Origin of the sequence: Aeromonas sp. EERV15, assembly GCF_900079845.1 — a bacterium.
GTDB classification, from domain to species: Bacteria; Pseudomonadota; Gammaproteobacteria; order Enterobacterales; family Aeromonadaceae; genus Aeromonas; species Aeromonas sobria.
Map to the genome: position 1 here is coordinate 16,211 of NZ_FKKY02000027.1, position 26,300 is coordinate 42,510.

25 protein-coding genes are annotated in these 26,300 nt (G+C 57.5%); 22 read left to right on the forward strand and 3 right to left on the reverse strand.

Annotated elements, in window-relative coordinates:
* Window positions 1-119 precede the first annotated feature (119 nt).
* Window positions 120-653: a ubiquinone anaerobic biosynthesis accessory factor UbiT gene (locus tag BN4575_RS19040; protein WP_068979363.1), complete on the forward strand. Its 534-nt coding sequence runs from the start codon at window positions 120-122 to the stop codon at window positions 651-653.
* Here BN4575_RS19040 and BN4575_RS21375 read toward each other — a convergent pair.
* Window positions 606-1,022, reverse strand: coding sequence for a hypothetical protein (locus BN4575_RS21375; protein ID WP_042019004.1), 417 nt, complete (start codon window positions 1,020-1,022; stop codon window positions 606-608). The genes BN4575_RS19040 and BN4575_RS21375 overlap by 48 nt on opposite strands.
* A 186-nt stretch (window positions 1,023-1,208) precedes the next feature.
* Between BN4575_RS21375 and trmJ the strand changes: the two genes are divergently transcribed.
* The 20 genes from trmJ to BN4575_RS19140 all read left to right on the forward strand — a co-directional run bounded on the left by trmJ (window position 1,209) and on the right by BN4575_RS19140 (window position 20,171).
* A complete protein-coding gene (trmJ, locus tag BN4575_RS19045) occupies window positions 1,209-1,931 on the forward strand; it encodes a tRNA (cytosine(32)/uridine(32)-2'-O)-methyltransferase TrmJ (protein WP_068979364.1) in 723 nt (240 codons plus the stop codon).
* 92 nt (window positions 1,932-2,023) lie between these two features.
* Window positions 2,024-2,527, forward strand: coding sequence for a Fe-S cluster assembly transcriptional regulator IscR (iscR, locus tag BN4575_RS19050; RefSeq protein WP_042019006.1), 504 nt, complete (start codon window positions 2,024-2,026; stop codon window positions 2,525-2,527).
* 57 nt (window positions 2,528-2,584) lie between these two features.
* Complete coding sequence (locus BN4575_RS19055) at window positions 2,585-3,799, forward strand: IscS subfamily cysteine desulfurase (protein ID WP_068979365.1); 1,215 nt, start codon at window positions 2,585-2,587, stop codon at window positions 3,797-3,799.
* A gap of 42 nt (window positions 3,800-3,841) precedes the next feature.
* Window positions 3,842-4,225 (forward strand): Fe-S cluster assembly scaffold IscU, encoded by a 384-nt coding sequence (iscU, locus tag BN4575_RS19060; RefSeq protein ID WP_040094674.1) that lies wholly within the window; start codon window positions 3,842-3,844, stop codon window positions 4,223-4,225.
* A 15-nt stretch (window positions 4,226-4,240) separates the two neighbouring features.
* On the forward strand, window positions 4,241-4,564 hold the full coding sequence (gene iscA / locus BN4575_RS19065; RefSeq protein WP_042019010.1) for an iron-sulfur cluster assembly protein IscA: 324 nt from the start codon (window positions 4,241-4,243) through the stop codon (window positions 4,562-4,564).
* 114 nt (window positions 4,565-4,678) lie between these two features.
* Window positions 4,679-5,197, forward strand: a complete 519-nt coding sequence (gene hscB, locus BN4575_RS19070; RefSeq protein WP_042019011.1) for a co-chaperone HscB — start codon at window positions 4,679-4,681, stop codon at window positions 5,195-5,197.
* 28 nt (window positions 5,198-5,225) lie between these two features.
* The gene (gene hscA, locus BN4575_RS19075; RefSeq protein WP_068979366.1) at window positions 5,226-7,073 is read left to right on the forward strand and encodes a Fe-S protein assembly chaperone HscA; all 1,848 of its coding nucleotides are present in this window, start codon (window positions 5,226-5,228) and stop codon (window positions 7,071-7,073) included.
* A gap of 1 nt (window position 7,074) precedes the next feature.
* The gene (gene fdx, locus BN4575_RS19080; RefSeq protein ID WP_042019013.1) at window positions 7,075-7,413 is read left to right on the forward strand and encodes an ISC system 2Fe-2S type ferredoxin; all 339 of its coding nucleotides are present in this window, start codon (window positions 7,075-7,077) and stop codon (window positions 7,411-7,413) included.
* 160 nt (window positions 7,414-7,573) lie between these two features.
* The gene (gene pepB / locus BN4575_RS19085) at window positions 7,574-8,878 is read left to right on the forward strand and encodes an aminopeptidase PepB (RefSeq protein ID WP_068979367.1); all 1,305 of its coding nucleotides are present in this window, start codon (window positions 7,574-7,576) and stop codon (window positions 8,876-8,878) included.
* On the forward strand, window positions 8,875-10,158 hold the full coding sequence (gene pepB, locus BN4575_RS19090; protein ID WP_068979368.1) for an aminopeptidase PepB: 1,284 nt from the start codon (window positions 8,875-8,877) through the stop codon (window positions 10,156-10,158). The genes pepB (BN4575_RS19085) and pepB (BN4575_RS19090) overlap by 4 nt, the downstream gene beginning before the upstream one ends.
* 267 nt (window positions 10,159-10,425) lie before the next feature.
* Window positions 10,426-10,854: a nucleoside-diphosphate kinase gene (ndk, locus tag BN4575_RS19095; protein ID WP_042019017.1), complete on the forward strand. Its 429-nt coding sequence runs from the start codon at window positions 10,426-10,428 to the stop codon at window positions 10,852-10,854.
* 177 nt (window positions 10,855-11,031) lie between these two features.
* Window positions 11,032-12,135 carry a bifunctional tRNA (adenosine(37)-C2)-methyltransferase TrmG/ribosomal RNA large subunit methyltransferase RlmN gene (locus tag BN4575_RS19100; RefSeq protein ID WP_042019018.1) on the forward strand — a complete coding sequence of 368 codons (1,104 nt, stop codon included), beginning with the start codon at window positions 11,032-11,034 and terminating at the stop codon, window positions 12,133-12,135.
* A gap of 11 nt (window positions 12,136-12,146) precedes the next feature.
* The gene (gene tapF, locus BN4575_RS19105) at window positions 12,147-12,938 is read left to right on the forward strand and encodes a PilW family type IVa pilus biogenesis/stability lipoprotein TapF (protein WP_098969695.1); all 792 of its coding nucleotides are present in this window, start codon (window positions 12,147-12,149) and stop codon (window positions 12,936-12,938) included.
* Window positions 12,928-13,869 carry a RodZ domain-containing protein gene (locus BN4575_RS19110; protein ID WP_068979369.1) on the forward strand — a complete coding sequence of 314 codons (942 nt, stop codon included), beginning with the start codon at window positions 12,928-12,930 and terminating at the stop codon, window positions 13,867-13,869. Before tapF ends, BN4575_RS19110 begins: the two co-directional genes overlap by 11 nt.
* 10 nt (window positions 13,870-13,879) lie before the next feature.
* On the forward strand, window positions 13,880-15,010 hold the full coding sequence (gene ispG, locus BN4575_RS19115; RefSeq protein WP_042019023.1) for a flavodoxin-dependent (E)-4-hydroxy-3-methylbut-2-enyl-diphosphate synthase: 1,131 nt from the start codon (window positions 13,880-13,882) through the stop codon (window positions 15,008-15,010).
* Window positions 15,011-15,148: 138 nt separating this feature from the next.
* The gene (gene hisS, locus BN4575_RS19120; protein ID WP_042019024.1) at window positions 15,149-16,426 is read left to right on the forward strand and encodes a histidine--tRNA ligase; all 1,278 of its coding nucleotides are present in this window, start codon (window positions 15,149-15,151) and stop codon (window positions 16,424-16,426) included.
* Between the two features lie 3 nt (window positions 16,427-16,429).
* Window positions 16,430-17,080, forward strand: coding sequence for a YfgM family protein (locus tag BN4575_RS19125; protein ID WP_068979370.1), 651 nt, complete (start codon window positions 16,430-16,432; stop codon window positions 17,078-17,080).
* Window positions 17,073-18,257 carry an outer membrane protein assembly factor BamB gene (gene bamB / locus BN4575_RS19130; RefSeq protein ID WP_068979371.1) on the forward strand — a complete coding sequence of 395 codons (1,185 nt, stop codon included), beginning with the start codon at window positions 17,073-17,075 and terminating at the stop codon, window positions 18,255-18,257. The genes BN4575_RS19125 and bamB overlap by 8 nt, the downstream gene beginning before the upstream one ends.
* A gap of 74 nt (window positions 18,258-18,331) precedes the next feature.
* Window positions 18,332-19,822, forward strand: a complete 1,491-nt coding sequence (der, locus tag BN4575_RS19135; protein WP_068979372.1) for a ribosome biogenesis GTPase Der — start codon at window positions 18,332-18,334, stop codon at window positions 19,820-19,822.
* A 124-nt stretch (window positions 19,823-19,946) separates the two neighbouring features.
* Window positions 19,947-20,171, forward strand: a complete 225-nt coding sequence (locus BN4575_RS19140; protein WP_068979373.1) for a zinc ribbon domain-containing protein — start codon at window positions 19,947-19,949, stop codon at window positions 20,169-20,171.
* A 50-nt stretch (window positions 20,172-20,221) separates the two neighbouring features.
* Here the strand turns inward: BN4575_RS19140 and BN4575_RS22130 are convergent, their stop codons facing one another.
* Entirely contained in the window at window positions 20,222-20,368 is a 147-nt protein-coding gene (locus BN4575_RS22130; RefSeq protein WP_162850107.1) for a hypothetical protein, read from the reverse strand.
* A 175-nt stretch (window positions 20,369-20,543) separates the two neighbouring features.
* Window positions 20,544-22,028, reverse strand: coding sequence for a membrane-bound lytic murein transglycosylase MltF (mltF, locus tag BN4575_RS19145; RefSeq protein ID WP_068979374.1), 1,485 nt, complete (start codon window positions 22,026-22,028; stop codon window positions 20,544-20,546).
* 149 nt (window positions 22,029-22,177) lie between these two features.
* Between mltF and purL the strand changes: the two genes are divergently transcribed.
* Window positions 22,178-26,128 (forward strand): phosphoribosylformylglycinamidine synthase, encoded by a 3,951-nt coding sequence (gene purL / locus BN4575_RS19150; RefSeq protein ID WP_068979375.1) that lies wholly within the window; start codon window positions 22,178-22,180, stop codon window positions 26,126-26,128.
* The last annotated feature ends 172 nt before the right edge of the window (window positions 26,129-26,300 follow it).

Here is a 26,300-nt window from a genome sequence, read left to right on the forward strand (position 1 = left end):
TTTGACCTGAGGCAGCTTTGTGTGGCTTTGTCCATCTTGAGGTAACCCTGCATAAGTTTGATTTCCAACAGGATCTTTGCAGTGGCCCTGTGTTTGAATGCGAAAAAAGGGAGTCTATTGTGTTTCAACAACTGCAACATCGCCTGGTCGAACAGGCTCCGCGCTTCTTGCGCCATCCCCTCAAGCTGGTCCCCTTCAATCTGCAAAAACAGTTGATGGAGAGCCTGTTGGCTCGGGTATTCAAGGAAGCCATCGAAGATGGCGATTTCGAGTTTCTGGCAGATAAGTGGCTGAAAGTAGAAGTCTCTGATCTGGAGCTGTGCTGGTTTATCAGTGAGCAGAATGGTCAGCTGGTGGTGGCTCGCGAATGTGCCAAGGCGGATGTCTGTTTCAGCGGTACGGTCAACGATCTGATCCTGATTGCCGGGCGTAAAGAGGATCCTGATTCGTTGTTTTTTCAGCGCAAGCTGAAGATTGAAGGGGATACCGAGCTGGGTCTGGAGGTAAAAAACCTGATGGACAGTCTGGATCTCGATGGCTTGCCGAGCCTGATGAAGTATCCCCTGATGGACTTGGCGACCTTTATCGAGCGCGCCCGCGCCGAGTCAGCGCAGGCTCCGGTGCATGCGGCGCCGAGCCGGCTCCCGCTTTAAGTGATTGCTTACCACATGGGCATGGTGGCGATAACGGTGCCGTGCCCAGAGACAACGACATGCCCACAAGCAGGGCACAAACGCTGCGAGCGCTATCGGGGCAGCCAGTTGCGATATGACCAACCCCAGCGCAAGCAACACAAAGGGCTGGGCTTCATAAAGCCACTCGGGTTGTAGCCAGCGTTTTGCAGGAAAGATGATGAGATCGGTACGACGATAGCTGGAACGCATCATCCAGGTCACTGCGCCCACGATAAATAGCAAGGCGCCAGCAAACCAGAGTAGTCGTTGCTCATTGAGCATAATCAGGGCAACGGCTGCCAGCAGATAGAGGCTGGGTAATCTCTCGTAGATAAATGGAGGGAGCATGGCTTGATTTCTCCGATCTCATAGAACAGGTATCCTTCAAGTTTAGTGTCCCACCTCGATTGCCTCATGCTTGTTTGTTATACAAATCACCGCTTTTGTTCTGAAATGGCGCACCTTTTACGGTGCCAAAATAGCGATTGGTTATGTTACTATTACGCGCCATTTTTGACTGTAGATTGACAGGGCATGCTGGATCAAATTCGTATTATTTTGGTAAACACTTCCCATCCCGGCAACATGGGGTCTGCGGCGCGGGCCATGAAGACCATGGGGCTGACTCAGATGGTGCTGGTTGATCCACAAGCCTTGCCGGATGACAATGCCTTCGCCCTGGCGGCAGGGGCCAGCGATGTACTTGCTAATGCGCGCATTGTGTCGACGCTCGATGAAGCGATTGCTGACTGTGGTTTGGTCATTGGCACCAGTGCGCGTTCCCGAACCCTGAGCTGGCCGATGCTCGATCCCCGTGAAGCGGGCGAGAAGTTGGTGCTTGAGGGAATGCAGCACCCGGTCGCGCTGGTATTTGGTCGTGAACGTACCGGTCTCACCAATGATGAGCTGCAAAAGTGCCACTACCATGTGGCTATCCCGGCCAATCCGGAATACAGCTCCCTCAATCTGGCCATGGCGGTCCAGACCCTCTGTTACGAAATACGGATGCACTGGCTGCAAGAGCAGGCAGTCGAACCCGAAGAGGAGATGGCCTATCCGAGTGCTGCCCAACTGGAAGGGTTTTATCTGCACCTGGAACAAACACTGCTAAAGACCGGTTTCATTGCCGATGATCACCCGGGGCATGTGATGAGCAAACTGCGTCGGCTGTTCAATCGTGCACGACCGGAAGCATCTGAACTCAATATCTTGCGCGGCATTTTGACCTCGGTTCAGAAAATGAAAACACCGGATTAACCGACTGTTTTACTCAACCATAATACTTGACTGTTTTTGTCGGGTATGTGACCATGTGCCACATCAAATTGCTTCGCAAGACGGTAAGGCTCATGAGACTGACTTCTAAAGGACGTTACGCTGTAACCGCCATGCTCGACGTGGCACTGCATGCAGAGCAGGGGCCTGTGCCCCTTGCCGATATTTCCGAGCGTCAGGGCATCTCCTTGTCCTACCTCGAACAGCTGTTTGCCCGCCTGCGCAAGCATGGCCTGGTGAGCAGCGTACGTGGTCCGGGTGGTGGTTATCGCTTGGGACTGGCTCCCGACGAGATATCTGTTGGCCAGGTGATCACCGCAGTAGATGAGTCGGTTGATGCCACCAAGTGTCTCGGTAAGGGTGGCTGCCATGGCGGCACCCAGTGTCTGACCCACTCTTTGTGGCGTGATCTCAGTGAGCGAATTTCCAGTTTTCTCGGCGATATCACCCTGGCAGAACTGGTTCGCCAGGCAGATGTACGCCGGATTGCCGGCAAGCAAGATGAACAGATGAAAACCGCGTTGTCCCTGGTTGAACGGACAGAACGCGGCAATGTGAGCTTGAAAGTCCAACTATAAACAAACGTGCTTTCCACAGTCGTTCGATGTGCGAACAAGGCTGTAACGGAGAAATACATGAAACTGCCTATTTACCTTGATTATTCGGCAACCTGTCCGGTGGACCCGCGTGTCGCAGAAAAAATGATGCAGTGTCTCACCATGGATGGCCTGTTCGGCAATCCGGCTTCCCGTTCCCACCGCTTTGGCTGGCAAGCCGAAGAAGCGGTTGATCTGGCCCGTAATCAAGTGGCAGAGCTGATCGGTGCAGACCCGCGCGAAATCGTCTTTACCTCAGGTGCTACTGAATCCAACAACCTGGCCATCAAGGGCGTTGCACATTTTTACGCCGGCAAAGGCAAGCACATCATCACCTCCAAGACCGAACATAAGGCAGTGCTTGATACTTGCCGCCAGCTGGAGCGTGAAGGGTACGAGGTGACCTACCTTGAACCTATGCCAAACGGTCTGTTTACCATCGAACAAATCAATGCGGCTTTGCGTGATGACACCATTCTGGTGAGCATCATGCATGTCAACAACGAGATTGGCGTGGTGCAAGACATCGCTGCCATCGGTGAGCTTTGTCGCTCCCGCAAGATCTTGCTGCACGTGGACGCAGTCCAGAGCGTGGGCAAAATTCCGGTGGACGTCGAGGCACTGAAAGTCGATCTGCTCTCCGTCTCTGCGCACAAGGTATATGGTCCCAAGGGGATCGGTGCCCTGTATGTCCGTCGCAAGCCCCGTGTTCGTCTGGAAGCCCAGATGCATGGCGGTGGTCACGAGCGTGGTATGCGTTCTGGCACGTTGCCAACTCATCAGATCGTCGGCATGGGCGAAGCATTCCGTATCGCCAAGGAAGAGATGGCCAGCGAAGCGCCGCACATCATGGCACTGCGTCAGCGTCTGTGGGATGGCATCAAAGATATTGAAGCTGTCTACATCAACGGTGATCTGGAGCAGCGTGTGCCGGGTAACCTCAATGTCAGCTTTGCCTATGTGGAAGGGGAATCCCTGATCATGGCGCTGAAGGATCTGGCGGTTTCTTCCGGTTCGGCCTGTACCTCTGCCAGCCTGGAACCTTCCTATGTGTTGCGTGCGCTGGGTCTTAATGACGAGCTGGCACACAGTTCCATTCGCTTCAGCATGGGTCGCTTTACCACCGAAGAAGAGATTGATTACGCAGTCAAGCTTATTCGTGACTCCATTGGCCGTCTGCGCGAGATGTCTCCACTGTGGGAGATGTATAAAGATGGCGTCGATCTGAACACGGTCGAGTGGGCTCATCACTGATCCAACAGGGTCAGTGAACAACGGAATTAGCAGGAGTGAGATATGGCTTACAGTGAAAAAGTAATCGACCACTATGAAAACCCCCGTAACGTCGGTGGTTTTGACAAGAATGATCCCAGCATCGCAACCGGCATGGTTGGTGCTCCGGCTTGTGGCGACGTGATGAAGCTGCAACTGAAGATCAGCGATGAGGGCATCATCGAAGATGCCAAGTTCAAGACTTACGGCTGTGGCTCTGCCATTGCCTCCAGCTCCCTGGTGACCGAATGGGTCAAGGGCAAGACCCTGGACGAAGCGGCTGGCATCAAGAACACCGATATCGCCGAAGAGCTGGCACTGCCACCGGTAAAGATCCACTGCTCGATTCTGGCTGAGGATGCCATCAAGGCTGCTATCGCCGATTACAAGCAGAAGAAAGGTCTCTAAGCGCCGGAGAGCAGTATGGCTATTACCATGACAGATGCCGCAGCGGCACGGGTGTCTTCTTTTCTGACTAACCGGGGCAAGGGCATTGGCCTGCGCCTCGGCGTCAAGACCACCGGCTGCTCTGGCTTGGCTTATGTGCTCGAGTTTGTTGATGAGCTGGCCGAGGAAGACCAGGTATTCGAGCAGCAGGGTGTGAAAATTATTGTCGATGCCAAGAGTCTGATCCACCTGGACGGTACTCAACTGGATTTCGTCAAGGAGGGCCTCAATGAGGGCTTCCAGTTTAATAATCCCAATGCCAAAGGCGAATGTGGTTGCGGCGAGAGCTTTAATGTCTGACAGGGGTGACCTGACGGATGTGACGGTTGAACTGGCATCTGACCGCCAGTTCAACCGTGCTATTTCTGCCGCTATATCGAGAGTGGTTATGACGACCGTTGCCAAGAGGTTTGTATGAACCATTTCGAGCTGTTTGGGCTGGTTGAAGGCTTCGAACTAGACACCCGGCAGTTAGCGGATACCTACCGACAACTGCAAACCCGCTTCCACCCCGATCGTTTTGCTACGGCCCCCGAGCGGGAGCAGCTGGCATCAGTGCAGCATGCAGCTCAAATCAACGAGGCCTTCACCACTCTCAAAGCCCCGCTGCGCCGTGCGGAATATCTGCTCTCCTTACGCGGTACGGATATTCGTGGTGAGCAGCAAACACTGCAAGATACCGCATTTCTGATGCAGCAACTGGAGTGGCGTGAACGTCTGGCTGATTTGAAAGACGACGCTGACCCTGAGCGTGCCATCAAGGATTTTCGCTCTGAAATCAGGCATGATCATCAGCTGCTGATGCAGCAGTTGACCGCGTATCTCGCCGCAGGCGAAGATTTGGGCGCGGCTGACTGCGTCCGCAAACTCAAGTTTGTCGACAAGCTCCTCGAAGAGCTGGAACGATTCGAAGACTCGCTCCTCGAGTCTTGATCCTTTAACGCTGGAAGTTTGATTACCCATGGCATTACTGCAAATAGCCGAGCCCGGCCAGAGCGCTGTACCTCATCAGCACAAACGTGCCGTCGGCATCGATCTCGGCACCACCAACTCTCTCGTTGCTGCGGTTCGCAGCGGTCACGCCGATACCCTTTGCGATGAGCAAGGGCGCGATCTTCTCCCGTCGGTGGTGCATTATCAGACCGATGCTATTCGAGTGGGTATTGATGCCAAGCGCGAAGCAGCCCTTGATCCGCACAACACCATCGTCTCGGTCAAACGGATGATGGGCAAGGCGCTGGCCGATATTGACACCCGTCAGCAACCTTATCTGTTTGTTGCCGCCGAGAACGGTATGCCCCAGCTACAAACCTGCCAGGGCTTGGTCAATCCGGTACAGGTATCGGCCGAAATATTGAAAACACTGGCCGAGCGTGGCTCGGCCTCCCTGGGTGGCGATCTCGACGGTGTGGTCATTACCGTCCCTGCTTATTTCGATGATGCCCAGCGTCAGGGCACCAAGGATGCGGCCCGTCTGGCCGGTCTGCACGTGCTGCGGCTGCTCAACGAACCTACCGCCGCCGCGATTGCCTATGGCCTCGACTCCGGTCAGGAAGGGGTGATTGCCGTTTACGATCTGGGTGGCGGTACCTTCGATATCTCCATCCTGCGTCTGCATCGCGGTGTGTTTGAAGTGATGGCCACTGGCGGCGATTCGGCCCTCGGCGGTGATGACTTCGATCACCTGCTGGCGGACTGGATCAAGGCGCAGGCTGGCCTCTCCGGCGATCTGGATGCTCATTTGCAGCGTGAGTTGCTGGATGTGGCGGCACAGATCAAACACGGCCTGACCGATGCTGAGCAGGTGGCTTGCATCTTCGCTGGCTGGCAGGGCAGTGTGACCCGCAGCCAGTTTGAACAACTCATCACACCGCTGGTGAAGCGAACCCTGCTGGCTTGCCGCCGCGCTTTGCGCGATGCGGATCTTGAGCAGGTGGAAGTGCTGGAAGTGGTGATGGTCGGTGGCTCCACCCGGGTGCCCTTGGTGCGCGAACTGGTAGGGGATTTCTTCCAGCGTACGCCGCTGACCAGCATTGATCCGGACAAGGTGGTTGCCATCGGCGCCGCCATCCAGGCTGATATTCTGGTGGGCAACAAGCCCGATGCCGAGATGCTGCTGCTGGATGTGATCCCGCTGTCACTGGGTCTGGAGACCATGGGTGGCCTCGCCGAGAAGGTGATCCCGCGCAACACTACCATTCCGGTAGCCCGCGCCCAGGAGTTCACTACTTTCAAGGATGGTCAGACTGCCATGGCCATCCATGTGGTGCAGGGAGAGCGCGAGCTGGTCGCCGATTGCCGCTCACTGGCCCGCTTTACCCTGACCGGTATTCCACCCATGGTGGCGGGCGCAGCCCATATTCGTGTCACTTTCCAGGTGGATGCGGATGGTTTGCTGTCGGTCAGTGCCATGGAGAAATCCTCCGGCGTGCAGGCCGAGATCCAGGTCAAGCCATCTTACGGTCTGGCGGAGCAGGACATTCTTACCATGTTGAGCGCGTCCATTGAGCATGCCCAGCAAGATATGGATGCTCGCATGCTGGCAGAGCAGCAGGTAGAAGCTGATCGGGTTGCCCTGAGCCTCAACGTTGCCTTGGCCGCCGATGGTGAGTCATTGCTGAGTGCTGCCGAGCGCGCCGAGATCGATGCCGCCATCGCCCACCTGCTGATCATGCGCAGCACAGGCACCACCAATCAAATCAAAGATGCCATTGAGGCGGCAGATGCTGTCAGTGGTGAATTTGCAGCACGTCGGATGGATGCGTCCATCCGCAAGGTGCTGACCGGACAAAACGTCAACAAGGTGTAATATGCCAAAACTGATCATTCTTCCTCATCCTGTACTCTGTCCGGATGGTGTCGCCCTTGAGGGGCAACGTGGTGAGACCATTCTCGACGTGGCGCTGCGTAATGGGATCGAGATTGAACATGCCTGCGAGAAGTCCTGTGCCTGCACCACCTGTCATTGTGTGGTGCGAGAGGGATTTGACTCTCTCGAGCCAAGCGACGAGCTGGAAGACGATATGCTGGACAAGGCGTGGGGCCTGGAACCGGAATCACGGCTGAGTTGCCAAGCCAGGCTTGAGGACGAGGATCTGGTGGTCGAGCTGCCCAAGTACACCCTGAACCTTGCATCTGAACGCCATTAATTACCCATGAGTGCATTGCACGTGCAGCATCCCGTGGTGCTTCAGTGATATGGTGAAGGCCGTGCCCCTTAAAGGGCACGGCCTTTTTTGTATTCGTTATTCCCTCTTTGCCTATGAAGAGTGCTTATAAATCGTGCCAGTAAAAAAGGAAGCAAACACGATGGCTAACATGATGAACGTAGCGTTATCTACCCAGGCTGCTGCCGCCCATTGGGGCGAGGGTGCGCTACTCAGTTTTAATGGTGACAGAGCTGACATCCATCTGGGGTCGGTTGGTCAGGAAAAAGATGCACTGCGTGCCATTCAGCGTGCGGCCCGCCGCTTTGAGTCCACCGGGATCAAGCGGGTCAAGCTGGTCGGAGATGGTTGGGATCTGGAACGCCGTTTTGCCTTCGCCCAGGGCTTTTATGCCGCTAAAGGAGTGCGTGAACTGGACTTTGGCCACCAGAGTGAGGCGGATAGCTGCGAGCTGGATGCCTTGATCAAGGCGAGCTGCTGGGCTCGTGACATCACCAATGGCTGCCCGGAAGAGATCTACCCCATGAGTCTGGCGGAATCGGCCCTGCTGCTCATTCGCGGTCTGGCCGGTGATCTGGTGACCGCCCGTATCACTGCCGGCGAAGCGTTGCGCGAATCGGGCCACATCGGGATCTGGTCGGTCGGTCGTGGCAGCGAGCGCGAGCCGGTGTTGCTGGAGCTTGATTACAACCCGACCGGGGATCGCAACGCCCCAGTGGTCGCTGCCCTGGTGGGCAAGGGCATCACCTTCGACTCCGGTGGCTACTCCATGAAGTCCTCTGACAACATGCTGCCGATGAAGTCTGACATGGGCGGTGCCGCCATGGTCACCGGCGCGCTGGCGCTGGCCATCAGCCGTGGCCTGAACAAGCGGGTGAAGCTCATTCTCTGTTGCGCCGAGAATCTGGTCTCCGGCCATGCCTTCAAACTGGGTGATATCCTTACCTACAAAAATGGTATCTCGGTTGAAATCCAGAATACCGATGCGGAAGGCCGCTTGGTGCTGGCCGATGGTCTGATGGCTGCCTCCGACAGTGGCGCGACCTACATCCTGGATGCCGCGACCCTGACCGGCGCTGCCAAGATGGCGTTGGGCCGCGACTACAACGCCGTGTTTGCCCTCGATGAGACCGAACAACAGCGTGCGCTGGCCGCTGCCAAGGCCGAAAATGAGCAGGCGTGGGCGCTGCCGCTGGAACCCTGGCATGCCAGCCAGCTCACCTCGGCCTTTGCCGAACTGGGCAACGTGGCTTCCGCCGAAGGCACGGCCGGCGCCACCACTGCGGCCGCCTTCCTGTCCCATTTTGTGCCCAATGAAGGAAAGGGGTGGGTACACCTGGATCTGGCAGCGGCATATCAGAAGTCGGGCAACGAGCTGTGGGCTACCGGTGCTAAAGGCCACGGCGTGCGTACTATCGCGCGCTGGTTACAGGAGGTAACTGCATGAATGTCTGGTTAAGTCGTGATTTTGCCCCGGCGGAATGGGGGGACGGGGCCTTGCTCTCATACCGTGCCGACGGTGTGGTGATCCACCTGATCACCGCTTCCCCACTGCTCGATATTCAGCAGGCGGCGCGCCGCCTCTGTCAGCAGGGGATCCAGAAAGTAGCGCTTGCAGGGCATTGGGATCGCGAGCAGCAGTGGGCCTTTGCCCAGGGGTTACAAACCCCCAAGGTGGAGGTGCAACTGCAATGGGCCATGTCCTCGGAAGAGGACAGAGAAGAGCTGGAAGCGCGTTGGTTATGTGGGCGCTGGGTGCGTGAGATGACCAATGCCACACCAGAGCAATTGGGGCCGCTGGAGCTGGCGGTCGAAGCCGCTGCTTTTATTACCGAGCTGGCGCCAGACAAGGTGAGTCACCGTATTTTGAAAGGTGAAGCGCTGCAACAGGCAGGCTGGGTCGGCCTCTATCAGGTGGGCCGTGGCAGTGAGCGCGAGCCAGTGCTGCTTGAGCTGGATTTTAATCCGGCGCGGGATCCCAGAGCGCCGGTAGCTGCAGCGCTGGTGGGCAAGGGGATCACCTTTGACTCTGGCGGCTACTCCATGAAGAGCTCCGAGGGGATGCTCACCATGAAGTGCGACATGGGGGGCGCGGCCATTGTGACCGGTGCGCTGGCGCTGGCCATGCTGCGCGGCCTCGACAAGCGGGTGAAGTTGATCCTCTGCTGCGCCGAGAATCTGGTCTCCGGCCATGCCTACAAGTTGGGGGATATCCTCACTTACAAGAACGGCACCACGGTGGAGATTGTGAATACCGACGCCGAGGGGCGGTTGGTGCTGGCCGATGGCCTGCAACTGGCCAGTGACAGCGGCGCACCGCTGATCATCGACGCTGCCACCCTGACCGGTGCCGCCGTGATGGCGCTGGGTGGTCGCTACAATGCCCTGTTTGGCCTCGACAAGGGGCTGGTAAGCCGGGCCATGACCTATGCCGATGCCGAGCAGGAGCCTGCCTGGCCGCTGCCGCTGGAGCCTTGGCACCGTCAGCAGTGCCCCTCCCATTATGCCGACACGGCCAACAGCCGCCCGGTGAAGGGGGGCGGGCCAGGCGGCGCCTCCAACGCGGCGGGTTTCCTCTCCCGTTTCGTTGTCAACGAAGGGATGGGCTGGCTGCATATCGATCTGGCCGCCTGCTTTAGCGATAACGGCGATGCTCTCTGGGCGCCGGGGGCCAATACCCTGGGGATGCGCACCATAGCGCGCGCCCTGCTGGCGGAAGCCAAATAAGCGAGACAAGGCACCTTCGGGTGCCTTTTTCATGTTGTTCGAATAGTGAGCAAAAGGTGTCTTTTTGGCAGCTTAAAAGGGCTATCGTGCGCAAGCGCACATATTTTCCCGCACTGCTCGGCGAAGATGAGTGTTGATGTTGATTGCAAGGAGGTTATGTTTAATAAAAAGTTGCTTTTTTGTGTGTTTATCCGCTTTTTGTTTACGTATAATCGCCAGCGAACATGGATACTAACAATAAGACCCTGTAATTAAGGAAAGATACCAATGGCCATCGAACGTACCTTCTCTATCGTCAAACCGGATGCTGTCAGCAAGAACTTGATCGGTGAGATCTACCACCGCATGGAAAGTGCCGGGCTGACTATCGTCGCCGCCAAAATGCTGCGTCTGACCAGTGACCAGGCCGCCGGCTTCTACGCTGAACATCAAGGCCGTCCTTTCTATGATGCGCTGGTGACCTTCATGACCTCTGGCCCCGTGATGGTGCAGGTGCTGGAAGGGGAAAATGCCGTACAGCGTTATCGCGATCTGATGGGGCTGACCAATCCCGAGCAAGCGCTGGCCGGTACTCTTCGCGCCTGTTACGGCGAGAGCATCGATCGCAACGCGGTGCACGGTGCCGACAGCTTTGCCTCTGCCCAGCGTGAAATTGCCTACTTCTTTAACGAAGAAGAGCTCCACACCCGCGCTTGAGGTGTGGCTTGATAGACACAAGGGAGCCTCGGCTCCCTTTGTTGTTTTGCAGGCGTCACTCCTTTTGCGCAATATCCCTCTATTCTCCAGGTGGAAAGCCAGCCCCATTATTTGTACAATGCCGCCCCCTGACATCGTCAGCCAATAATTGATGAAGTGTTTGAACTGAGGCCATTGATGAGCGAAACAAAAATCAACCTGCTGGATCTTGATCGGGATGCCATGCGTGCCTTCTTCGTCGAACTGGGCGAGAAGCCATTCCGGGCAGATCAGATAATGAAGTGGATCTATCACTTCGGTTGTGATGATTTCGATCAGATGACCAACGTCAACAAGGTGCTCAAGGATCGCCTCAAGGCGATGGCAGAGATCAAAGCGCCGGAGATCAGCCGGGAACAGCGCTCTTCTGATGGCACCATCAAGTGGGCCTTGCAGGTGGGTGATCAGGAAGTCGAGACAGTCTACATTCCCGAAGGCGATCGGGCCACCCTGTGTGTTTCTTCCCAGGTCGGCTGTGCGCTGGCGTGCAAGTTCTGCTCCACTGCCCAGCAAGGCTTTAACCGCAACCTGAAAGTGTCCGAGATCATCGGTCAGGTGTGGCGCGCCGCCCGTGTAGTCGGTGGCAAGCGTCCCATCACCAACGTGGTGATGATGGGGATGGGCGAGCCGCTGCTCAACCTCGCCAACGTGGTGCCTGCCATGCGTCTGATGATGGATGATTACGGTTATGGTATCTCCAAGCGTCGTGTGACTATCTCGACCTCAGGGGTGGTACCGGCACTGGACATGCTGGGCGACCAGATCGACGTGGCATTGGCTATCTCCCTGCATGCGCCGAATGACAAGTTGCGCTCCGAGATCATGCCGATCAACGACAAGTACAACATTGAGGATTTCCTCGCTGGTGTCCGTCGTTATCTTGAAAAGTCCAATGCCAATGGTGGCCGGGTCACCGTCGAATATGTACTGCTCGATCATATCAATGACGACATGCAACATGCTCACGAACTGGCCAAAGTGCTCAAGGATACGCCGAGCAAGATCAACCTGATCCCGTTCAACCCCTTCCCGGGCAATCCTTATGGCAAGCCGAGCAACAGCCGTATCGATCGCTTCTCCAAGGTGTTGATGGAGTACGGTTACACCGTGATTGTGCGCAAGACCCGTGGTGACGACATCGACGCCGCATGTGGTCAGCTGGTGGGTGACGTAATTGACCGTACCAAGCGAACTATCAAAAATCGGATGCAACAGGATGGGATTTCCGTCAAAATGGTTTAAATGCTAAGCCATTGTATAGAAAGGGAATGGATACACGTACATTGATCGTAGTGGCAGCGCTCTGCGCGCTGCCCGGCTGTGTGACCGAGACCACTTACGCTGGCCAGAATTCTACCCAGCGTGAAGTGGGTCCCGACCTTAAGGCGGCTGCCCAAACTCGCCTCGACCTGGGGATCCAGTACCTGCGTCAGGGCAATGCCGAGCAGGCCAAGTTCAATCTTGACCGCGCCCTCCAGTATGACCCCTCCAACTCTCAAATCCAGATTGGTTTCGCCTACTTCTATCAGACCGTAGGGGATTTCATTGCCGCTGAAAATCATTACAAGAATGCCCTTGCCATGGATCCGTCCAATGCTGACGCAATGAACAACTATGGTGCCTTTTTGTGTGATCGTGGCCGTTATGAGGAGGCGGATAAGGCCTTTAATCAGGCGGTGCAGCAGCCGGGCTACGTGAAAATCTCCGATACCTATGAAAATGCAGCGTTTTGCGCCCAGCAAAATCGCAGAAATGATAAAGCAAGCGAGTACTATCGCTTGGCCTTGGGGTATAATCCCCGCAACCCAAGGTTATTGCTGGACTTGGCCGAGCTTTCCATGAAAGATGGCAAGCTGCCTGATGTGCAGTCCTACCTCGCTCGTTTTGCCGATGCGTCAGACGAGAACGAGGACAGTCTCTGGTTGAGATTGCGGCTGGCACAGGCGATGGACAAACCGGCATTAATTCACCAATTCGGGACTGAGCTGGTAAGGCAATATCCCACTTCGCAACAAGCCAAGCGTTATTTATCCAATGACTACTGAACAGCCACACGATTTTCAAGACGACTCCCAGGCAGCAGGCCCAGGCCAATTGCTGCGCAACGCCCGTGAACAGCTTGGCTGGACACGAGAACAGGTTGCATCCCGCATTCACCTTCGTCTGACCCTGATTGCTGCTATTGAATCGGATACTTACGACAAGAACACCTCCCATACGTTTATCCGCGGCTATTTGCGCTCCTATGCCAAGCTGGTTGGGATCCCGGATGAGACTATTCTTGCCGCTTACGACAAGCTGGGTCTGACGCCACCTGATAATATCGACATGCAAAGTTTCTCCCGCCGTTCTCGCCAGCAAGCCAATGACAGTCGGCTCAAGATGGTGACCTGGCTGGTGATCCTGGTGTTGATTGCGCTCTCCGTCGCCTGGTGGTGGCAGAGTACCGCCCGCCGTTCTGCCGGTGACGAAGCCCTTGCCGCAACAGAAATGAGCGCGACCGTCTCTGAGCCTGCAGCCGATCCGCAGCCCGAGATCATTAGCCCTGTGCTTATTGAGGGGGCTGAGCCATCTGCTGCCGTTGGCACTGATGTGGCTGCACCTGTCTCTGCGGCAACTGGCACTCAAGCGGCAGTCTCTGCGGCTCCGGTGAATGGTGCCGTGGCCGATACCTCTGTGCCGAGTGCAGTGGCAGAACCAACAGCGGAGGTGGTTCAAGGTGAGCCAGCCAAGACGCCACAACTCAAGATGAGCTTCACCGCCGATTGCTGGCTAGATGTGAAAGATGGCAACGGCAAGACATTGTTCAGCGGTCTGAAGAAAGCCAATGACGAGTTGGTGCTGGAAGGCGCCGAGCCCCTCAAGTTCACCATTGGTGCGCCGATGGCGGTCAAGCTTGACTACAAGGGCACCTCGTTTGATATGAGTCGTTATAACAACGGCCGTACTGCTCGCTTCTCATTGCCGCAGGAGTAACCTGTTTCCCATGTCTGTTCACGAAAAATCCGCTCACGAATCTCCCATTATTCGTCGTAAATCCAGGCAGATCATGGTTGGTAATGTACCGGTCGGGGGCGATGCCCCCATCACGGTGCAAACCATGACCAACACCAAGACCACCGATGTGGCGGCGACCGTCGAGCAGATCCAGCGGATCGAGCGAGTTGGTGCCGATATTGTCCGTGTCTCTGTGCCGACCATGGAAGCGGCGGAAGCCTTCAAATTCATCAAGCAACAGACCCGTATCCCTATCGTTGCCGATATCCACTTTGACTATCGCATAGCGTTGAAAGTGGCGGAGTATGGTGCTGATTGCCTGCGTATCAACCCGGGTAACATCGGCAACGAGCAGCGGGTACGTTCGGTGGTTGATTGTGCGCGCGATCTGAACATTCCGATCCGCATCGGCGTCAACGGCGGATCGCTGGAAAAAGATATCCAGGAGAAGTACGGCGAGCCGACCCCCGAGGCACTGGTGGAATCCGCCATGCGCCACGTCGAGTATCTGGATCGCCTTGATTTCCAGAACTTCAAGGTGAGTGTGAAAGCCTCTGATGTGTTCCTGGCAGTGGGAGCTTATCGCCTGCTGGCCAGACAGATTGAGCAGCCACTCCATTTGGGGATCACCGAGGCCGGTGGTTTTCGAGCTGGCGCGGTGAAATCGGCGGTCGGTCTTGGCATGCTGCTGGCGGATGGGATCGGCGATACCATTCGTATCTCCCTTGCCGCAGATCCGGTTGAAGAGATCAAAGTCGGGTTTGATATTCTCAAATCCCTGCGGATCCGCTCCCGTGGTATCAACTTTATTGCTTGTCCCTCCTGCTCCCGTCAGGAGTTCGATGTGATCGCTACCGTCAATGCGCTGGAAGAGCGGCTCGAAGACATCATCACCCCGATGGATGTCTCCATCATCGGCTGTGTGGTCAATGGTCCGGGCGAAGCCTTGGTGTCCGATCTGGGATTGGCTGGCGCGGCCAACAAGAGCGCCTTCTATGAAGGGGGCCTGCGGGTCGATCGGCTCGATAACAAGGATCTGATCCCGATCCTGGAACGGCGTATTCGTGCCAGAGCCGCCATGCTGGACCCCGCCAACCAGATCCTGGTGGGCAAGGATTGAACAAATTGGGGCCACCTTGGGTGGCCCTCGTTCCAGGTGACTGATTTTACATCCCGCATACGGATTCTCTGATTTTACCTCGGGGGTGAAAATCCCTATAATGCGGCCAAATTTTACCTCTTTTTCTCGAGTATCAACGTGGCAAAACAGATCCAAGCTATTCGCGGTATGAATGATTGCCTGCCGGAGCAGAGCCCGGTATGGCAGAAGGTTGAACAGATCCTGCGCCAGGTCGTTGCCAGCTATGGCTACAGCGAAGTGCGCATGCCGATTGTCGAGCAGACCCACCTGTTCAAGCGCGCCATCGGTGAAGTGACCGACGTGGTCGAAAAAGAGATGTACTCCTTTGATGACCGCAACGGCGACAGCCTGAGCCTGCGTCCGGAAGGAACTGCCAGCTGCGTCCGCGCCGGTATCGAGCACGGCCTGCTTTATAACCAGGAACGCCGGATGTGGTACATGGGCCCCATGTTCCGTCACGAGCGTCCTCAGAAGGGCCGTTATCGCCAGTTCCACCAGTTCGGTGTCGAGCTGTTTGGCATTAACGGGCCGGATATTGATGCCGAGCTGATCATGCTGACCCATCGCCTGTGGCGCCTGTTTGGCATCAGCGATAATGTCACCCTGCAGCTCAATACTTTGGGTCAGAGCGCCGAACGTGCCGCCTATCGCGATGCACTGGTGGCCTATCTGGAGCAGTACAAGGATCAGCTGGACGAAGAGAGCCAGCGCCGTATGTACAGCAACCCGCTGCGGGTACTCGACTCCAAAGACCAAAAAGTACAGGCCATTTTGGTTAATGCTCCCCGTCTGTTCGATCACCTTGGCGAAGAGAGTCTGGCTCACTTCGAGGGGCTCAAGCGCCTGCTCACCTCTGCCGGTATCGCGTTTGAAGTGAACGAACGCCTGGTGCGCGGCCTTGACTACTACAACCTGACCGTGTTCGAGTGGGTCACTACCAGCCTGGGTGCCCAGGGCACCGTCTGTGCCGGTGGTCGCTACGATGGTCTGGTTGAGCAGCTTGGTGGCCAGGCGACCCCGGCAGTTGGCTTTGCCATGGGCATGGAGCGTCTGGTATTGATGCTGGAGACCCTCGAGCTCAATGGCGATATCCGTCCTGCCGTGGATGTTTATCTGGCCATGGTGGGTGAGGGGACCGAGCAGGCTGGCTTCCAACTGGCCGAGCGGCTGCGTGATGCGCTGCCAGACCTGCGCCTGATGAGCCACTGCGGTGGCGGCAATTTCAAGAAACAACTCAAACGTGCCGACAAGAGCGGCGCGTCTATCGCCCTGATCCTTGGTGAAACCGAGGTGCAAAACGGGGAGATCACTATCAAATACCTGCGTGGTCAGGCTGAGCAACAGACCGTCAAGGTTGACGCCGCCATCGCCCTGCTGGCAGCCAAAGGAGAGTAAGCTGTGGAAGTTTATACCACCGAAGAACAACAGGTTGAGGTTATCAAGGAGTGGTGGAAAGAGAACGGGACATCGGTGATCGCCGGGACCGTGATCGGCTTGGTCGGCCTGTTCGGCTGGCGCTACTACAACCAGCATCAACAAGAGTCCATGGAAGCTTCCTCCCAAGCTTACAACCAGGCAATTGAACAACTGGTCAAAGCTGATGCTGCCGGTTTCGAGCAGGCACAGCAGTTTGTCACTGCCAACAAGGGTGACTCCTACAGTGAGCTGGCCGCCCTGCAACTGGCGGCTGCTGCTGTCAAAGCGGGCAAGCTGGATCTGGCTGCCGAGCAGCTGACCCTGGTGGCCACCAGTGGTGACGAGAGCATTCGCCCCATCGCTGCTCTGCGCCTGGCCCGGGTGCTGAATGATCAGGGCAAGGCCGATGAGGCGTTGGCCAAGCTTGGCACTATTACCAGTGATGCTTTCAAAGCCCAAGTCGCGGAAGTGCGTGGCGATATCCTGCAAAAGCAGGGCAAGAGCGAAGAAGCCCGTGATGCTTATCAGGCAGCCGCAGATGCTGGCGGCCTGCAAAGCAGCCAGGAACTCAAACTGAAGATGGACGACCTGGCCTTGCCGGCCGTGGTAATGGGTGAGGCACCGGATGCGTAATCTATTCAAGATGGTAGCGCTGGGGGCTGCGGTCTCCTTCGCGCTGCAGGGATGCTCCCTGTTCAGTTCGGAAGAAGATCTCAACCCGATGGCACCGCTGCCCCAGGTTGAATCTGCCTTCAGTGCTGATACGGCCTGGTCTGCGACGGTCGGTGACGGGATCGGTAACTTCTACTCCCAGCTCAAGCCGGTGGTGGAAGAGGAGCATATCTATGCTGCTGCCCGTGGTGGTGATGTCACCGCCTTCGATCGTGTCAGTGGCGATCGTCTGTGGACCGTTGACCTGGCCGATCTGCCGGTCAATGCCGACAAGCGCAGCGCTCGCCTTTCCGGTGGTCTGGTCTCCCGTTACGGCAAGCTGTTCCTAGGCTCCGAAAACGGCGTTGTCTATGCCCTGAACGCAGAGAACGGCGAGGTGCTGTGGCAGACCAATGTGCCCGGTGAAGTGGTTGCCAGCCCTGCTGTAGAAGATGGCCGGGTGGTGGTGCTGACCACCTCTGGCCGCCTGATTGCGCTCGATACCGATGAGGGCAAGCTGCAATGGTCGCTCTCCGAAGAGCAGCCCCCGCTGACCCTGCGCAGTGCCGGTGCGCCGGTGATCACCAATGGTGCGGTGATTTACGGTCGTGCCGATGGCAAAGTGGGCATTGCCCTGCTGGCCAACGGTCAGCCGGTTCGTCAATCCAAGGTGGCGGATCCCCGTGGTGCCACTGAGCTTGACCGCATGGTTGACGTCGATGCCAGCCCGCTGATCGCTGGTGATGAGCTCTATGCCATTGCCTACAATGGTCAACTGATGGCACGCAAGCTGATGACCGGTGACGAGGTGTGGAAGCGCAAGTATTCCGGCTATCGCGATCTGGCGATGACCGGCAATGCCATCGTGCTGACCGACAGCCGCAGCCACCTGTTTGCAGTCGATCGTCGCAACGGCCTGGAGTTGTGGTCTAATACCAAGCTGGAGAATCGTACCGTCACTGCACCTGTCATCTTTGGTGACTATGTGGTGGTGGGTGATGTGGAAGGATACCTGTATTGGCTGGATCGTACCGACGGTACCATCAAGGCGATGCAGCAGCTCGATAGCAGTGGTCTCTATGCCGCCCCACTGGTGGATGGTGACACCCTGTATGTGCAGAGCCGTGACGGCAAGTTGTACGCCCTCAAGCGTCCTTGATCGTCCGTTAATGTGAATATCCGGCTCCTGGCTTTTTGGCCAGGAGCCTTTGTCGTCTTGAGAATGAGGCTTTTATGACTCCTGTAGTAGCCCTGGTGGGCCGCCCCAATGTGGGGAAATCCACCCTGTTTAACCGCTTGACCCGTACTCGGGATGCCCTGGTCGCCGATTTTCCCGGTCTGACCCGGGACCGTAAATACGGTCAGGCGAAGTTGGGCGAGCTGGAATTTATCGTGGTCGATACCGGTGGTATCGATGGCTCCGAAGAGGGGATCGAGCTGAAGATGGCCGAGCAATCCCTGCTGGCCATCGAAGAAGCCGATGTGGTGCTGTTTATGGTGGATGCCCGTGCCGGTATGACTGCGGCGGATCAAGCCATCGCTGAACACCTGCGCAAGACCCACAAAAAGGTGTTTCTGGTTGCTAACAAAACCGATGGCATCGACGGTGATTCCGCTGTGTCCGAGTTTTACGCCCTGGCGCTGGGTGATGTCTATCAAATCGCCGCTGCCCACGGTCGTGGTGTACTGAGCCTGTTCGAACTGGCGCTGGCTCCCCACCTGGAAACCCTGGTCGACGCCGCTACCGATGAAGATGCGCAGGAAGAAGAGGAGGACTTCGACGAAGAAGCCCTGCTGCGCATGGTAGCTGCCGGTGATCTGGATACCCGGGAAGATACCAAAGAGACCCCGTTTGCCGACCTGCCGATCAAGTTTGCCATCGTCGGTCGCCCTAACGTCGGTAAATCGACCCTGACCAACCGTATGCTCGGCGAAGATCGGGTCATCGTCTATGACATGCCCGGCACCACCCGTGACTCCGTCTATATCCCGATGGAGCGTGACGAGCAGAAGTACGTCATTATCGATACCGCCGGTGTGCGTCGTCGTGGCAAGGTGCACGAGACGGTGGAGAAGTTCTCCGTCATCAAGACCCTCAAGGCCATCGAAGATGCCAACGTCTGCCTGCTGGTGATCGACGCCCAGGAGACCATCACCGATCAGGATCTCAGCATCCTTGGCTTTGTGCTCCACTCCGGCCGCTCGGTGGTGTTGGTAGTCAACAAGTGGGACGGTCTGGATCAGAAAGTAAAAGAAGATGTAAAGAACGAGCTGGAACGTCGCTTGGGCTTTATCGATTTTGCCCGCGTCCACTTCATCTCTGCCCTGCATGGCAGCGGTGTCGGCCACCTGTTTGAGTCGATTCAGGAGGCGTACCAGTCGGCGACCCGTCGAACCAGTACTGCCATGTTGACCCGCATCATGCAGATGGCGCAGGAAGATCACCAGCCGCCTATGGTCAACGGTCGCCGCGTCAAGCTCAAATATGCTCACGCCGGTGGTTACAACCCGCCGCGTATCGTGATCCACGGTAACCAGCTGAACGACTTGCCCGATTCCTACAAGCGTTACCTGATCAACTACTTCCGCAAGTCCCTCAAGATCATGGGTACTCCGATCCGGGTTGAATTCCAGGAATCGGCCAACCCGTTTGAAGGCAGAAAAAATACCATGACCCTGAGTCAGGAACGGCAGCGTAAACGCCTGCTGAAGATGAAGAAATAAGCCCTGGCGGCTGCCCTCACCGGCAGCCGCTTTGTTATTCCCCCTGCAGTGGCGTTAGGTCCGGCGGGGAGGGGAACCTGCCATGGGCAAGCCCATCACAGGTTCACTTTATGAGGAGTCGACAATGGAAGCCCTGCTTTGCCCATCATGCCAGGCTGAACTGGATGCCCGTAGCAAGGAGCAGACTTGTGGCCAGTGCCAGGCCCATGTTCGCGTCACGGCCATTTGCCCCACCTGCCAGCAGGAGCTGGAGCGTCTCCAGGCATGCGGAGCGGTGGATTACTTCTGCAACCACTGCAACTCGCTGGTATCCAAGCGGACGGTACAGTTCAAGGCTGCGCTGGTGTAAGACGTTAGTCAGGTGACAATGAAGATAAAAAAACCCGGCGAATGCCGGGTTTATGCTGTTGGTTCTGCAATAAGCAAGGTATATGAACGATTTCTGCGCCACAGGTTGCGCTTGATGTCATTAAGCTTGAGTTTACGTCTGGGGCTCCAGCCGCTCTTTGCTTTTCTGACCAGACTGATTTTTCTACGTTTTTGCATCTTGGTCTCCTCCCAATCGGGTGGCCATCCTGGCCATGGGTCATTGATGGAGCCCATCAGAAATTGCTGTTATTGAAAATATCAAGATGATGAAAACAATGCGATTTCGGATAGGCTCCGATGTAATCAGATGGTAACAGAGAAGTGTGCCTGAAAATAGCCGAATAATGGCTTGTTAGCTCATGGTGATCTGGCGCACCACCTCGGCGATGACGGTGGGGCGCTCGGCAATTTCCGGCTCGCTGTCGTTGTCGAGACGTTCACGCTGATGGGCTTTCTGCTGTTCGTTATCGAGCCACAGCAGGCTCTGGTAGTACTGGCGCACGTTATTGACATAGTTGCGCGCCTCGCTGCCACGGGCGTAGCCATAACGCACCTTGCGATGCCAGCGTGCTTGTTGCAGCAGCGGCAGCACCTCTTTTACATCGCTCCAGGCATCGGGATTCTTGCCCAGCTCTTTGGTCAGGCGGCGAGCATCCATCATGTGGCCGTAACCTATGTTGTAGGCGGTGAGAGCAAACCACACCTTCTCGTCATCGGGCACTGAATCGGGCACCTTCTCCATCATCTGTTGCAGATAGAGGGAACCCCCCTTGATGCTCTGTTCCGGATGAAGTCGGTTATTGACCCCCATCGCCTTGGCGGTCGGTTCAGTCAGCATCATCATGCCGCGCACGCCGGTGTAGGAGCGGGCCTGCGGGTCCCAGTGGGACTCCTGATAGCTGATGGCGGCGAGCAGACGCCAGTCGATATTTTTGGCGTGGGTCTGGAACAGCGACTGGTACTTTGGCAGCAGGTTCTTGGCGCGCTGCAGGAAGGTGCGGGTATCGACAAAGTCGAAGTTCTGCACGTGGCCGAAGTACTTCTCATCCAGCTTGGCGATGGCTCCATCCATGAAGCGCTGACCGAAGAAGTCGATGACACTGGCATAGAGGCTGTCATCGGGCAGCTTGCTCATGGCCCAGGCGACGGTCTGCTTCTGGGCCAGGGTCAGCCCCTCAGTGAGTTCGGGGTAGTAGCGTTGGGTTCGGGCCAGCACGGTATCCTGCACCACCGTGTAGTCAATCTTGCCATCCACCACCTGCTTGAGCAGCTCCTCCACATCGGCGTTGTGGCTGGTGCTCCACGTCAGTTTGGGATTCTCCTTGCTCATCTCCTTGAGCAGGTCTTCACCGGTGGAGCCGGCGGCCACTACCAGCTTGCCTTTGATGTCGTTCAACGAGGCAGGCTTGGGTTTGCCATTGCGATAGACCAGCTTGGGGGAGACTTGATAGAAGCCCGGGCCGAAGCGAAACAGCTCGCGCCGCTCGGGGGTGACCATGATGGCGGCAGCCGCCAGATCGAGTTTGCCCTTTTTCAGCAGGGCGACAAGTTCGTCAGTGGTGTCGACCGGGATGATGGTGAGCTTCACCCCCAACCAGTCGGCATAACTTTGCGCCAGCTCGTAATCGAACCCCTGGGCGAGGTCATCACGCTGGTAATAAGAGGTAGGGCCATAGATGGTGCCAACCCGGATCTCGCCACGCTGGCGGATCTGCTCCAGCTGGCTGGAGGGGCTATAGAAGTCGCAGCCGACTAGTGTCAGCGTCAACAACAACCCGATAAACAGTCGAAAAATGCATCGCAAGTAGGTGAGTACCTTTGTTGAAAAAATCGGCATTTGTCAAAAAAGAGGCACCTTTATACCAGAGAGTGTGCGCCGAGTCACACAGCATGAAATGAGAAAAACGTTTGTCCGCTGTGAGCCAGATCCCTATAATACGCGCGTCTCAATTCCCCCCCACTTTAAAACTAGGTGAGAAAGGTTATATGGATATCTTGCGTGGTGCCCCAGCGCTGTCTGATTTTCGTGTCCAAAAACTGCTGCAGCGCTTAGCGCAGATTGCGGTAAAAAGTGAACTGGAAAGTGGAAAAGAGAGTGGATTAGAGATAGAGGATGTCTATGCCGAATATGTGCACTTTGCCGAGCTGACGAGCCCCCTGTCGCCCCCCGAGCGAGCGAGGCTGGGCCAGCTCCTGCACTCCGGTGCACCACATGGCCCGACTATCCCCGCACATACCCCCAGTGGTCAGCTGTTTCTTGTTACCCCCCGTCCCGGCACTATCTCCCCCTGGTCTTCCAAAGCAACCGACATCGCCCACAACTGCGGCATGACCAAGGTCAAGCGGCTGGAGCGAGGTATTGCCTATTACCTGACTATCAAAGGTGGTCAGGGTGAGCTGAGTGCCGCCCGGCGCAGCGCCATTGCCGCAGAGCTCCATGACCGGATGATGGAAGTGGTGTTTGCCGACATGGCAGCGGCGAGCGCGCTATTTGCTCACCACGAGCCGCGCCCCTTCACCCATGTGGATGTACTGGGCGGTGGCCGTGCTGCGCTGGCCGAAGCCAACGTGGCGTTGGGTCTGGCACTGGCCGATGACGAAATCGACTATCTGGTGGAGAATTTCACCCGGCTTGGTCGCAACCCCAACGACATTGAGCTTTACATGTTTGCCCAGGCGAACTCCGAGCACTGTCGTCACAAGATTTTCAACGCCGACTGGACCATCGACGGTGAGCAGCAGCCCAAGTCGCTGTTCAAGATGATCAAGAACACCTTCGAGCAGACGCCGGATCATGTCCTCTCTGCTTATAAAGACAACGCCGCCGTGATGGAAGGGAGCCAGGGTGGCCGCTTCTTCCCGAGCCCGGCCAATGGTGAGTATCAATACCACCAGGAGCGGGTCGACATCCTGATGAAGGTGGAGACCCACAACCACCCGACTGCCATCTCCCCCTTCCCCGGGGCAGCCACTGGCTCCGGCGGCGAAATCCGCGACGAGGGTGCCACCGGCCGTGGTGCCAAGCCCAAAGCGGGTCTGGTCGGTTTCTCCGTCTCCAACCTGCGCATCCCCGGCTTCGAGCAGCCCTGGGAGCAGGATTTCGGCAAGCCGAGCCGCATCGTCAGCGCCTTTGACATCATGCAAGAAGGTCCGCTCGGCGGCGCGGCGTTTAACAACGAGTTCGGCCGTCCGGCCATTCTCGGCTACTTCCGTACCTTCGAAGAGGAGGTGCCGAGCCACAATGGCGTCGAGGTGCGTGGTTACCACAAGCCCATCATGCTGGCGGGCGGCATCGGCAACATCCGCAGCGAACACGTGCAGAAAGGGGAGATCCCGGTTGGGGCGGCCCTCATCGTGCTGGGCGGCCCGGCGATGAACATCGGTCTGGGCGGCGGTGCGGCATCAAGCATGGCCTCCGGCCAGTCGGCCGAAGATCTCGATTTTGCCTCGGTACAGCGTGACAACCCCGAGATGGAGCGCCGTTGCCAGGAGGTGATCGATCGCTGCTGGCAGATGGGGGAGGCGAACCCTATCGTCTTCATTCATGACGTAGGTGCGGGCGGTCTTTCCAACGCCATGCCGGAGCTGGTCAACGACGGCGAGCGTGGCGGCCGCTTTGATTTGCGCGCCATCCAGAGCGACGAGCCGGGCATGAGCCCGCTGGAGATCTGGTGCAACGAATCCCAGGAGCGTTACGTGCTGGCGGTGGCGCAGGAGCAGTTACCCCTGTTCAAGGCACTGTGCGAGCGCGAGCGCGCCCCTTATGCCGTGATCGGTACCGCTACCGAAGAGAAGCATCTGACGCTGTCGGATGCACACTTTGACAACCAGCCCATCGACTTGCCGCTTGACGTGTTGCTGGGCAAGGCGCCCAAGATGCACCGCGACGTGGAGACCCTGCCCGCCCAAGGCAAGGCGCTCCAGCTCGATGGCGTCACCTTGAGTGACGCGGCCGAGCGGGTCTTGCGCCTGCCGACCGTGGCAGAAAAATCCTTCCTTATCACCATTGGCGATCGCAGCGTCACAGGTCTGGTTAACCGCGACCAGATGGTTGGCCCCTGGCAGATCCCGGTGGCTGACTGCGCCGTCACCGCCGCCACCTACGACAGCTATCACGGTGAAGCCATGTCGATGGGTGAGCGCACCCCGGTAGCGCTGCTCTCCCACGCTGCCTCAGCCCGTATGGCGGTAGCCGAGGCCCTGACCAACCTGGCACCGGCTCATATCGGTTCCCTTAAACGGGTCAAGCTCTCTGCCAACTGGATGTCCGCTGCCGGTCACCCGGGGGAAGATGCCGGTCTCTATGAGGCGGTCAAAGCGGTGGGTGAAGAGCTCTGTCCGGCCCTTGGTATCACCATTCCGGTCGGTAAGGACTCCATGTCCATGAAGACTCGCTGGCAGCAGGATGGCAAGGAGCAAAGCGTCACCTCGCCGCTCTCCCTGCTGATCACTGCCTTTGCCCGGGTTGAGGATGTGCGCAGCACAGTGACCCCACAGCTGCGAACCGATCTCGGTGAAACTGACCTTATCCTGATTGATCTTGGCAACGGCAAGCAGCGTCTCGGTGCTTCCGCCTTGGCGCAGGTCTATCGCCAGTTGGGTGACAAGGCGCCGGATCTCGACAATCCGGTTCAGCTCAAGGGCTTCTTCAACGCCATTCAGGCGCTGGTGGCCGATCGCAAACTGATCGCCTATCACGACCGCTCCGATGGTGGCCTGTTCGTTACCCTGACCGAGATGGCGTTTGCTGGTCACTGCGGCCTCGACATCCAGCTCGATCGCATCGGCGGCGAGCTGTTGCCAGCGCTGTTCAACGAGGAGCTGGGCGCCGTCATTCAGGTACGCCGCGAAGATAAAGAGGCGGTGATGACCCTGCTGGCCGGTCACGGTCTGGCGGCCTGCTCCCATGTGCTTGGCACGGTGCGCGAGGGGGATCTCATCACCTTGCAGCGTGCGGGTCAGGAGCTCTATCGCGCCAGCCGCACCGCGCTGCGCACTCTCTGGGGTGAGACCAGCTGGCAGATGCAGCGTCTGCGTGACAACCCGGCGTGCGCGGATCAAGAGCACGCCGCCCGTCAGGACGCCACCGATCCGGGTCTGCATGCCAAGCTCAGTTACAACCCGTCTGAGGATGTGGCTGCGCCCTATATTGCCCGAGGTGTCTCCCCCCGTCTGGCGGTGCTGCGCGAGCAGGGGGTCAACTCCCACGTGGAGATGGCTGCGGCGTTCGATCGTGCCGGCTTTGCGGCAGTGGACGTCCACATGAGCGACATTCTCTCTGGCCGCATCAAGCTGGAGGAGTTCCAGACCCTGGTGGCCTGTGGCGGCTTCTCCTACGGTGACGTGCTGGGAGCCGGTGAAGGCTGGGCCAAGTCCATCCTGTTCAACGACAACGCCAGCGAGCAGTTCCAGCGCTTCTTCGAGCGTGGCGATACCCTGTCACTGGGTGTGTGCAACGGTTGCCAGATGATGTCCAACCTGCGGGATCTCATCCCGGGCGCCGATCTGTGGCCGCGCTTTGTGCGTAACCACTCCGAGCGCTTCGAAGCGCGCTTCAGTCTGGTGCAGGTGCAGGAGTCGCCCTCCGCCTTCTTCGCCGGGATGGCAGGCTCTGTGATGCCCATTGCCGTCTCCCACGGGGAAGGGCGCGTGGAGGTGCGCGATGCTGCTCACCTGAGCGCGTTGCAAGCCAGCGGTCTGGTGGGTCTGCGCTTTGTCGATAACCGCGGTAGCGTGACCGAGCAGTACCCGGCCAACCCGAACGGCTCGCCGGATGGTATCACTGCGGTGACCACCACGGATGGCCGCGCCACCATCATGATGCCGCACCCGGAGCGGGTGTTCCGCACCGTGGCCAACTCCTGGCACCCGGACAACTGGGGCGAGGATGGCGCCTGGATGCGGATGTTCCGCAACGCCCGGGTCCGTCTGGGTTAATAGAGACGGCGCAAGCGCATAAAAACAGAAACCGGCCACTTGGCCTAATGCCGATCAGTTAAGGATCCATTGACCGATCCTTCTGATGTGTGAAAATCCGAAACCTGTTGATTGGTTTCGGATTTTTTATGCGTATCGCTCAAGCTCTCGACTTCCTCCACGCCAGCAAGGC

Bases quoted from the DNA above. Each gene is read 5' to 3' on its own strand.
- BN4575_RS21375 (WP_042019004.1), bottom strand. From the start codon at position 1,022: ATGCTCCCTCCATTTATCTACGAGAGATTACCCAGCCTCTATCTGCTG.
- trmJ (WP_068979364.1), top strand. From the start codon at position 1,209: ATGCTGGATCAAATTCGTATTATTTTGGTAAACACTTCCCATCCCGGC.
- iscR (WP_042019006.1), top strand. From the start codon at position 2,024: ATGAGACTGACTTCTAAAGGACGTTACGCTGTAACCGCCATGCTCGAC.
- BN4575_RS19055 (WP_068979365.1), top strand. From the start codon at position 2,585: ATGAAACTGCCTATTTACCTTGATTATTCGGCAACCTGTCCGGTGGAC.
- iscU (WP_040094674.1), top strand. From the start codon at position 3,842: ATGGCTTACAGTGAAAAAGTAATCGACCACTATGAAAACCCCCGTAAC.
- iscA (WP_042019010.1), top strand. From the start codon at position 4,241: ATGGCTATTACCATGACAGATGCCGCAGCGGCACGGGTGTCTTCTTTT.
- hscB (WP_042019011.1), top strand. From the start codon at position 4,679: ATGAACCATTTCGAGCTGTTTGGGCTGGTTGAAGGCTTCGAACTAGAC.
- hscA (WP_068979366.1), top strand. From the start codon at position 5,226: ATGGCATTACTGCAAATAGCCGAGCCCGGCCAGAGCGCTGTACCTCAT.
- fdx (WP_042019013.1), top strand. From the start codon at position 7,075: ATGCCAAAACTGATCATTCTTCCTCATCCTGTACTCTGTCCGGATGGT.
- pepB (WP_068979367.1), top strand. From the start codon at position 7,574: ATGGCTAACATGATGAACGTAGCGTTATCTACCCAGGCTGCTGCCGCC.
- pepB (WP_068979368.1), top strand. From the start codon at position 8,875: ATGAATGTCTGGTTAAGTCGTGATTTTGCCCCGGCGGAATGGGGGGAC.
- ndk (WP_042019017.1), top strand. From the start codon at position 10,426: ATGGCCATCGAACGTACCTTCTCTATCGTCAAACCGGATGCTGTCAGC.
- BN4575_RS19100 (WP_042019018.1), top strand. From the start codon at position 11,032: ATGAGCGAAACAAAAATCAACCTGCTGGATCTTGATCGGGATGCCATG.
- BN4575_RS19110 (WP_068979369.1), top strand. From the start codon at position 12,928: ATGACTACTGAACAGCCACACGATTTTCAAGACGACTCCCAGGCAGCA.
- ispG (WP_042019023.1), top strand. From the start codon at position 13,880: ATGTCTGTTCACGAAAAATCCGCTCACGAATCTCCCATTATTCGTCGT.
- bamB (WP_068979371.1), top strand. From the start codon at position 17,073: ATGCGTAATCTATTCAAGATGGTAGCGCTGGGGGCTGCGGTCTCCTTC.
- der (WP_068979372.1), top strand. From the start codon at position 18,332: ATGACTCCTGTAGTAGCCCTGGTGGGCCGCCCCAATGTGGGGAAATCC.
- BN4575_RS19140 (WP_068979373.1), top strand. From the start codon at position 19,947: ATGGAAGCCCTGCTTTGCCCATCATGCCAGGCTGAACTGGATGCCCGT.
- BN4575_RS22130 (WP_162850107.1), bottom strand. From the start codon at position 20,368: ATGCAAAAACGTAGAAAAATCAGTCTGGTCAGAAAAGCAAAGAGCGGC.
- mltF (WP_068979374.1), bottom strand. From the start codon at position 22,028: ATGCCGATTTTTTCAACAAAGGTACTCACCTACTTGCGATGCATTTTT.
- purL (WP_068979375.1), top strand. From the start codon at position 22,178: ATGGATATCTTGCGTGGTGCCCCAGCGCTGTCTGATTTTCGTGTCCAA.